6 protein-coding genes are annotated in these 6,882 nt (G+C 38.0%); 1 reads left to right on the plus strand and 5 read right to left on the minus strand.

Annotated features, from left to right (window positions below; all coding sequences use genetic code 11):
* Positions 1–260 precede the first annotated feature (260 nt).
* Positions 261–1,154 carry a 4-hydroxy-tetrahydrodipicolinate synthase gene (dapA, locus tag ACESQI_RS04140; protein WP_002560176.1) on the minus strand — a complete coding sequence of 298 codons (894 nt, stop codon included), beginning with the start codon at positions 1,152–1,154 and terminating at the stop codon, positions 261–263.
* 103 nt (positions 1,155–1,257) lie between these two features.
* The gene (gene ligA, locus ACESQI_RS04145) at positions 1,258–3,258 is read right to left on the minus strand and encodes an NAD-dependent DNA ligase LigA (RefSeq protein WP_195569899.1); all 2,001 of its coding nucleotides are present in this window, start codon (positions 3,256–3,258) and stop codon (positions 1,258–1,260) included.
* Between the two features lie 75 nt (positions 3,259–3,333).
* On the opposite strand from ligA, the gene trmD reads away from it, so the two are divergent.
* Positions 3,334–4,011 carry a tRNA (guanosine(37)-N1)-methyltransferase TrmD gene (trmD, locus tag ACESQI_RS04150; protein ID WP_002560178.1) on the plus strand — a complete coding sequence of 226 codons (678 nt, stop codon included), beginning with the start codon at positions 3,334–3,336 and terminating at the stop codon, positions 4,009–4,011.
* A 218-nt stretch (positions 4,012–4,229) separates the two neighbouring features.
* On the opposite strand, the gene ACESQI_RS04155 is transcribed toward trmD, so the two are convergent.
* The 3 genes from ACESQI_RS04155 to ACESQI_RS04165 all read right to left on the minus strand — a co-directional run bounded on the left by ACESQI_RS04155 (position 4,230) and on the right by ACESQI_RS04165 (position 6,440).
* A complete protein-coding gene (locus tag ACESQI_RS04155; RefSeq protein ID WP_002560179.1) occupies positions 4,230–5,141 on the minus strand; it encodes a dihydroorotate dehydrogenase in 912 nt (303 codons plus the stop codon).
* The gene (locus ACESQI_RS04160) at positions 5,129–5,905 is read right to left on the minus strand and encodes a dihydroorotate dehydrogenase electron transfer subunit (RefSeq protein ID WP_007485664.1); all 777 of its coding nucleotides are present in this window, start codon (positions 5,903–5,905) and stop codon (positions 5,129–5,131) included. Before ACESQI_RS04160 ends, ACESQI_RS04155 begins: the two co-directional genes overlap by 13 nt.
* 70 nt (positions 5,906–5,975) lie before the next feature.
* The gene (locus ACESQI_RS04165) at positions 5,976–6,440 is read right to left on the minus strand and encodes a helix-turn-helix domain-containing protein (protein ID WP_007485663.1); all 465 of its coding nucleotides are present in this window, start codon (positions 6,438–6,440) and stop codon (positions 5,976–5,978) included.
* Positions 6,441–6,882: the final 442 nt, after the last annotated feature.

The raw sequence follows: 6,882 nt of genomic DNA on the forward strand, positions 1-6,882 counted from the left end.
GCGATCACAAGAATATCTTCTCAAGAAATTGAGGAGATTTTTTTGTATATCAGCCAAACTTTACTATATTGTGACGTTGAAACATATTTTATATAATAATAAACATAAAAGAATGGGATCGTTTCCAGTATTTAGTAGAAAAACAAATTTTAAGGTATCGATGAAATAATACATAAATTCCGCAAACCTTACGAATTTATATTTTTGCTCGTATGATTTGCGGAATTCATATTTGGAAAATCAATCAGGACATACCTGTCTTAACATTTAATGTTTAGTTCATTCAATACCTTTCGGATTGCTTCAAATGTGGTTATTCTTGTTGGGACAAGTGGTAAGCGCAATTTATTTTCAATCATCCCCATTGCATTCAGCATTGATTTCACTCCTGCCGGATTTCCATCTACAAACAAAAGATCAAATAATTCAGTGAACTTATGGTGAATGGTGAGGGCGTTTGCAAAGTCCCCCTGTAAAGCCAGACGGGTCATGCGACTAAATTCGCGTGGAAATGCGTTTCCTATGACTGATATAACGCCAACGGCTCCTAAAGTGATCAGTGGGAAGGTAATACCATCATCTCCCGAAATAACGTCAAAATTGGCCGGTTTATTCTTGATAATATCATCCATTTGGGTGATGTTACCGGATGCTTCTTTGATAGCTATTACATTTTTGAAATCACGGGCAATACGCAATGTTGTTGCAGCAGTCATGTTGACTCCTGTGCGCCCCGGAACGTTATATAATACAATGGGCAATTCCGTTGCTTCGGCAATTGCTTTATAATGCTGATAAATACCTTCTTGTGATGGTTTATTATAATAAGGAACTACAGATAAGATGGCATCTACACCGGTGAAATCGTCGTTTTTCAACGTTTCAACTATAGCACGGGTGTTATTTCCACCTACTCCAAGTAGAATAGGGATTCTTCCATTGACGCGGTCGATAACCATTTTTTTGATTTTCTTTTTCTCCTCTTCGGTTAGTGTTGGAGTTTCGGCTGTGGTACCCAGCACACATAGAAAATCTGCATTATTCTGCAATAGATAATCTACCATTCGCATTAATGCATCGTAATCAACGCTCTCATCTTCTTTGAAAGGAGTAATCAGTGCTACCCCCATTCCTTTCAATTTCGTTTGTATCATGAGTATTAATAATAATCTCTAAATAATTTGGACACAAAAGTACTAATATTTTCTATTTTACCGGCAAAAATAATATATAAAATAAGATTCTGACAGAAAAATGTTACGATATGAGCTCTAAAAATTCCTCTTCGTTCATTATCCTGATACCCAGTTTACTTGCTTTTTCAAGTTTGGCAGGTCCCATATTTTCACCTGCCAAAATAAAGCTGGTCTTAGCTGAAATACTTCCTACATTCTTACCGCCATGTTTTTCTATAAGATCTTTGTATTCATCTCGCGAATAGTGGGTGAAAACGCCACTAATAACGATAGACTGACCGGCCAGTTTATCGGTGTGTCCGCTAAGATCTTCTTCTGTACGATAGAGCTGAAGACCAGCTTCCTTCAGACGATTCACAAGTTCGCGGTTTGATTCGTTTGCGAAGTAGTTTAAAATGCTTTGCGCAATTTTTTCACCGATTTCATCAATACTTACCAGGGTTTCGAGATCCGCATCTTCCAATTCTTCTATATTTTTGAAGGCTTTGGCTATTTTCTTTGCTACAGTTTCACCTACAAAGCGAATACCTAATGCGAAGATGACACGTTCAAAAGGAATTTCTTTGCTTTGGGCAATTCCATTGATAATATTTTCGGCAGACTTTTCACCCATCCGGTCCAATCCTTTGATATCTTCTGCGGTCAGTTTGTACAAATCAGCTGTATTCTGGATTAGTCCCAGGCGATAAAACATGTCTATTGTCTCAGGACCAAGTCCGTCGATGTTCATAGCCCGCCGACTGATAAAGTGTTCAATCTTACCTTTGATCTGTGGTGGACAAGCCGTTTCGTTGGGACAATAATGAGCTGCTTCGCCTTCGTAACGTACTAATTTGCTTCCGCATTCGGGACAATTTGTGATAAAATTCACTTTTTCACCTATCATGAATGAACGTGCAGAAGTATCTACCCCTGTAATTTTAGGAATAATTTCTCCACCCTTCTCCACGTATACCATATCGCCAATGTGGAGATCAAGTCCTTCAATGATATCTGCATTATGCAAAGAAGCGCGTTTTACAATGGTGCCGGACAGCTGCACGGGATCCAAATTGGCTACCGGAGTGACGGCCCCCGTTCTTCCTACCTGATATGTTACCATGTTTAACCGGGTAAGTGCACGTTCTGCCTGAAATTTGTATGCAATAGCCCAACGAGGAGATTTAGCCGTAAAGCCTAAGTTTTTTTGTTGTTTCAGACTGTTTACTTTCAGCACGATACCGTCTGTGGCAACTTTCAGATTTTTCCGTTCTGTATCCCAATATTTGATATAATCAAAAATTTCCTCTAAGGTATGACACTTTTGCATGGCATTCGAAATTTTGAAACCCCATTTGGCAGCTTCTTGCAGGTTTTCATAATGTCCGTCGCAAGGTAGATTTTCTCCAAGCAGATAGTATAAATAGGCGTCAAGTTTACGGGAAGCTACGACTGAGGAGTTTTGCGATTTCAGTGTTCCTGATGCTGCATTTCTCGGATTAGCGAATAGAGGTTCTTCACGTGCTTCTCTTTCACGGTTCAACTCTTCGAATACATCCCATGGCATAAGAATTTCTCCACGTATTTCAAAAGACTGGGGATAATTGTCGCCATGGAGTACAAGCGGAATACTACGGATTGTTTTTACATTATCTGTCACATCATCTCCTTTTTCTCCATCACCGCGAGTTACAGCTCGTATCAGCTTACCGTCTTCGTATGTTAATGAAATTGAAGTTCCATCATATTTCATTTCACAACATATTTCGAAATCATCATTCAGAGCTTTTTTTACTCGTTCGTAGAAGTCTGCTACTTCAGTTTCCGAGTATGTGTTTCCCAAAGATAACATTGGGTATTTATGTGCTACTTGCGTAAAATTCTTATTGAGGTCACTTCCTACACGCATTGTCGGAGAGTTATTATCCTTGTATTCAGGGTGTGCCTGTTCCAGGTCTTGTAACTCACGCATCTTGTCGTCGAATTCCTTGTCTGAGATTTCAGGGGTATTCAATACGTAATAGTTATAATTGTGCCGGTGAAGTTCGGCACGCAGCTCTTCTATTTTTTCCTTTGCAGTCATATTTCTTGGATTGTTTGAGACAAAAATACGGGTTTATCTTTGAATATTTGTAATTTTGCAAAAAATTAAAAGACTATGCGTATTGATATAATAACCGTTCTTCCCGAGATGATTGAAGGTTTCTTTAATTGTTCAATAATGAAACGTGCTCAGAATAAGGGGCTTGCTGAAATTCATATTCATAACCTTCGTGATTACACCGAGGATAAGTACCGACGTGTGGATGATTATCCTTTTGGTGGTTTTGCCGGGATGGTGATGAAGATTGAGCCGATTGAACGTTGCATAAATGCTTTGAAGGCGGAACGGGATTATGATGAAGTGATATTTACTACTCCTGATGGGGAACAATTTGATCAAAAGATGGCAAATACTCTTTCGCTTGCCGGAAATCTTATTATTCTTTGCGGGCATTTCAAAGGGATTGATTATCGAATTCGTGAGCATTTCATAACGAAAGAAATTAGTATCGGAGATTACGTGTTGACTGGTGGGGAGTTGGCAGCTGCGGTGATGGCGGATGCTATTGTGCGAATTATTCCCGGCGTAATTTCTGACGAGCAGTCTGCACTTTCTGATTCATTCCAGGATAATTTATTGGCCGCTCCGGTATATACTCGTCCTGCGGAATATAATGGTTGGAAGGTACCTGATATTCTTTTGTCCGGACATGAAGCGAAAATCAAGGAGTGGGAGTTGCAACAGTCTGTGGAACGCACCCGACGTTTGCGTCCTGATCTATTGGATGAGTAGTAATTAACTTGTTTAAAAAAGCGAAGGCATCGTATCTGTTATACGGTGCCTTCGCTTTTTTGTTTTATGATTTTCTTGTCGGTATTCAGTTGTTTTAGAATGTATAGAGATATTACATATTTTCTCTCTTACTTAGTTATGTAGATTCCTTTTCTTCTGAATATCATTATGACTTTTTTCTATATAAAATGATGCGAAGAGTTATTGTATGATTTGAATTATATCTCAAGCGCACCAATAATGTCGGTAACAGACTTGTATCCGTGTCTATCTAAGTAATTATTTATACCATCGGATACTTTCACTGTAACAGTGGGATCTATAAAGTTTGCCGTACCTATTTGTATGGCTGATGCACCTGCAAGCATGAATTCGACTGCATCTTTCCAATCCATAATGCCACCTAATCCGATGACAGGAATATTTACCGATTTAGCTACTTGCCATACCATACGTAATGCTATTGGTTTTACAGCTGCACCGGACATACCTCCTGTTACTGTGGATAATATCGGTCGTCTACGTTCTGCATCAACAGCCATACCAAGCAATGTATTAATTAATGATACACTGTCTGCACCGCTTTCTTCTGCTGCACGGGCAATTTCTGTTATGTCGGTAACGTTTGGGGAAAGCTTAACGATAAGTGTCTTTTTGTAAGCTGAACGCACGGCTTTCACAACTTCTGCTGCTCCTTTGGCGGTGACGCCAAAAGCCATACCTCCTTGCTTTACATTAGGGCATGAAATATTCAATTCTATGGCAGGAATTTTGTCAAGTTCATTAATGATTTCTGCTGTTTTTACATAATCTTCAATTGCTGAACCCGAAACATTCACAATCATATTGGTTTGGATGTCTTTAATACGTGGATAGATGTGTTCAACAAAGTAATGTACACCTTTATTTTGCAGTCCCACAGCGTTTAACATACCTGATGGTGTCTCTGCCATACGCGGATATGGATTCCCTTCACGTTTGTGAAGAGTGGTCCCTTTTACAATAATACCACCTATTCGCGTAATATCTATAAAATCGGCAAACTCTTCACCGTATCCGAATGTACCGGAAGCAGTCATTACCGGGTTTTTCATTTGTAATTCACCAATGTTTACACTTAAATCTGCCATAGTAGTTTATTTATATTAAATACAGGACCTTCTTTACAAACACATAAGTGGCCTTCATCAGTATTTTCTACACAACAAAGGCAAGCGCCTACGCCACATGCCATCATGTTTTCTAATGAGACTTCACAATTGATATTATTACTTTTGGCATATTTTGCTACTGCCATCATCATAGGCTTTGGACCGCAAGTATAAATTTGCTCAAACTTTACCTTATTTAATATAGAGTGTTGAGTGACATATCCTTTTTCGCCATAGCTTCCATCTTCAGTAGTTGTGTATACTTTGCCATAAGATGCAAAATCATCTAACTGCAAAAGATCTTTGTCCGTACGAGCACCTAAAAGGAAAGTAGGTTTACTACCGTTTTTAGCCAATTGTTCACCCAGATAAAGCATTGGGGCTGTTCCTACACCTCCGCCTACTAATAAGAGCTTATCAGAAGGTATTTGCGGCATTGTAAAGCCGTTACCCAACGGAAGTACAATATTAATGATATCTCCCTTCGTAGCTTCTGCCAGACGACGTGTTCCGTCACCTACAAGCTGTATCAGAAACCATACTTCGTTTCGTGATCTGTCTACGTAATTAATAGAAATGGGGCGGCGAAGAAAAGTACTTGGCGAACCATCTACCCGTATTTCAGCAAATTGTCCCGGTAGCATTTCGGGAAGTGGTGACTGAGATGTTAACTTTAACAGCACATAGTTTATGTGTAGTTTGAGGTTCTCAGTTACTGTCAGGTCTAAAATAAATTTTTTCATGTATTGAAACTAAATTCGTATTTCAGAGTACAAAGATACAGGAATTTGTGTAAAACACCGTTTTTACCTCTTATTTTTCCGGTCGGAATGTTTCATAAGTATTGTCATCAAAGAAAATTCTTATTTCAGTGATTTTACGTGGAGGTCTTTCTTTGTATATAATCTCCTGTCTTACAACTTCTTTAGGGGTGTATTGAGTGCTTTCTAATGCGATTTCCTTGCGATTTTCTGGAGCACTCGTTCCATTGGCCGGATTTTTTGGATTCTCAGAAGCAAATAGAGGGTAGTTTTGCTCTTCTTTGATTATATTTTCTTCTCCTTCCATCATATTACCTTTTCCGGTAAGCAGCCAATCTAAACTAATGTGATTGTACTTTTCATGCAGACGCATGATGAAGTCAGTGCTCGGATATTTATTTCGATCGCCCAGTGTATGAGAAATGGTAGCCTGGGCTACACCGATACTTTCGGCAAATGCCGCAGCAGTCATTTGCTCATGATCCATAATCATTTTAATTCTATCCTTGATATCCATGACGTTTTTTATATTTACAACTGTGTATTTATTGACTTTATTTACAAATGTATACTCTGTTTTCGCAGTTTACAAAAGTAAATAAATAAAATAACATAAGCAAATTACAAATGAAATTAATGAGTTATTACGAAAATGAATACCGCATTTACTTTTGTGATTTATGTTTGTAAATGTGTATATTACAAGTATATTGGATGTTGAAGTGATACTTTATTTGTGTTGTATATAGTGTTGATTATTAGTAATATATGATTGTATGTTGTGTACTATTTCTTTTCTATTTACGAATGTTCAACCCTATTCTGACTATCATTTAGAGTAGTAATTAAGAAAAATATATTATTTAGTTGGAATACTGTATTTTATAATGAATTGAATGAAATGTTAACTACTCTCCTATTACAAACGTTATTTCTTATTTATTTGTGTAATATTACAA

The sequence above is a fragment of the Bacteroides sp. HPS0048 genome (assembly GCF_964240755.1).
Taxonomy (GTDB): Bacteria; Bacteroidota; Bacteroidia; order Bacteroidales; family Bacteroidaceae; genus Bacteroides; species Bacteroides nordii.

Excerpts from the sequence above, each read along its gene's own strand:
- ACESQI_RS04165 (WP_007485663.1), bottom strand. The coding sequence starts at position 6,440 with ATGGATATCAAGGATAGAATTAAAATGATTATGGATCATGAGCAAATG.
- ACESQI_RS04160 (WP_007485664.1), bottom strand. The coding sequence starts at position 5,905 with ATGAAAAAATTTATTTTAGACCTGACAGTAACTGAGAACCTCAAACTA.
- dapA (WP_002560176.1), bottom strand. The coding sequence starts at position 1,154 with ATGATACAAACGAAATTGAAAGGAATGGGGGTAGCACTGATTACTCCT.
- trmD (WP_002560178.1), top strand. The coding sequence starts at position 3,334 with ATGCGTATTGATATAATAACCGTTCTTCCCGAGATGATTGAAGGTTTC.
- ACESQI_RS04155 (WP_002560179.1), bottom strand. The coding sequence starts at position 5,141 with ATGGCAGATTTAAGTGTAAACATTGGTGAATTACAAATGAAAAACCCG.
- ligA (WP_195569899.1), bottom strand. The coding sequence starts at position 3,258 with ATGACTGCAAAGGAAAAAATAGAAGAGCTGCGTGCCGAACTTCACCGG.